We start from the raw sequence: 351 nt of genomic DNA, 5'->3' as shown, positions 1-351 counted from the left end.
GCTCGGCGAACACGGCGGGATCGCGGTTGGCCGAGGAGAACCACACCACGACCTTGTCACCGCGCTTGATGTCCACAGTGGACAGTGTCACGTCCTCGGCGGCCGTGCGGCGGAAGTGCATCACCGGCGTCCACCAGCGCAGCATCTCCTCCACGGCGTCCGGCAGCAGCGACCGGTCGGCCAGCAGCGCGCGGAGCTGGTCGGGGTGGCTCATCAGCGCGAGCAGGCCGCCGGGGATGCCGTTGCGCAGCGTTTCGTTGCCCGCGACGGAGAACAGCCAGAACAGGTTCTCGAACTCCTCGATCCCCACGTCCTGGCGCATCAGGTTGCTCATCACGTCGGTGCCGGGAT

General features: G+C 68.1%; 1 protein-coding gene. It reads right to left on the bottom strand.

All coding sequences use genetic code 11. The annotated features are described in order from the left end of the window. Positions 1-351, bottom strand: a 351-nt coding sequence (locus CCN37_RS24685) for a cytochrome P450 (protein ID WP_371504926.1), incomplete at both ends; no start/stop codon positions are given.

The organism is Allokutzneria sp. NRRL B-24872, assembly GCF_002155965.1.
In the GTDB taxonomy this organism is placed as follows: Bacteria; Actinomycetota; Actinomycetes; order Mycobacteriales; family Pseudonocardiaceae; genus Allokutzneria.
The sequence above is the reverse complement of the archived record's forward strand: the minus strand, read 5'-3'. Positions and strand labels throughout refer to the sequence as shown.